Source organism: Sulfoacidibacillus thermotolerans (assembly GCF_003144315.1).
GTDB lineage: Bacteria > Bacillota > Bacilli > Alicyclobacillales > SLC66 > Sulfoacidibacillus > Sulfoacidibacillus thermotolerans.
In genome coordinates, this window is the sequence record NZ_MPDK01000097.1 from 1 (window position 1) to 819 (window position 819).

The 819-nt window shown below is 42.9% G+C and carries 2 protein-coding genes; both read left to right on the plus strand.

Features of this window, described 5'->3' with window-relative positions; translation table 11 throughout:
* Positions 1-333 precede the first annotated feature (333 nt).
* Positions 334-561 carry a hypothetical protein gene (locus tag BM613_RS14625; protein WP_109431868.1) on the plus strand — a complete coding sequence of 76 codons (228 nt, stop codon included), beginning with the start codon at positions 334-336 and terminating at the stop codon, positions 559-561.
* On the plus strand, positions 543-819 hold a 277-nt coding region (locus BM613_RS15445; RefSeq protein WP_219930730.1), incomplete at its 3' end, for a hypothetical protein. The genes BM613_RS14625 and BM613_RS15445, both read left to right, overlap by 19 nt.

The window sequence follows — 819 nt, forward strand, 5'->3', positions numbered from 1 at the left end:
TGGGTGCAATGGCGGGAGGTTGCACCGCCGAAGAGGCAGTACGACTGGCGTGTGTATATTGCGACAGTTGTGGTCAAGGGGTTAAATTCTATGATGTAGCTTATACTCTTAAAATGGCGCAGTGTAAAATCGAGGAGAAACCATTTTGAAGAAACCTAAGACTGGTCTGTTCCTTTGTGTTGGTGGACCTTTTGACGGTAAGCGTATACGCTTAACAACATCAGACTTGTATCCAAGTTCCTCCGTTTTCTCTGTTCCATCTTATAAAAACGGTGAGAAGGGGAAATACGTCTGGAATGACGAAATTCGAAACAGTGTAATCTGGAGAACATCGTGAGTGATCCTACAAATGCGCAATTAGCCGCTGCAAGAGTGTATATGCGCGGAGCTGCCGCTGAGATTGATGCTTTGCCTCAATTTGAAAAGCATGTACAGCAACTTGAAGATAAATTTAAGACTCTTAAAGATCTAGGGGATACGAAAGATGCTATAGCCTTTCTTCTTGCTATCCAATACTTGTCTATGGGGGTTGGTGACAAAGTATGCTCCTTAGAAGAATAATTGGTATTGTTGCACCTTGGATACCACTTGTCATAATTGTTATTCTAGCCAACTGGGCTTATGACAATGCCATAGAATCAGCTAGAAAGGAGGGTTTCGATGCCGGTGTGTCGTACCAAAAAGAAACTCAGAAAGCGGTTGATTTCGAGGAGGAGAAACGAAGAGCGTATGAGAAAGACACTATCGAACGTCAGTACAGATCTCGTATTGAATCTTTGGTTGCCGATCTTAATAATTATCGCGCTACTAATGACAGGT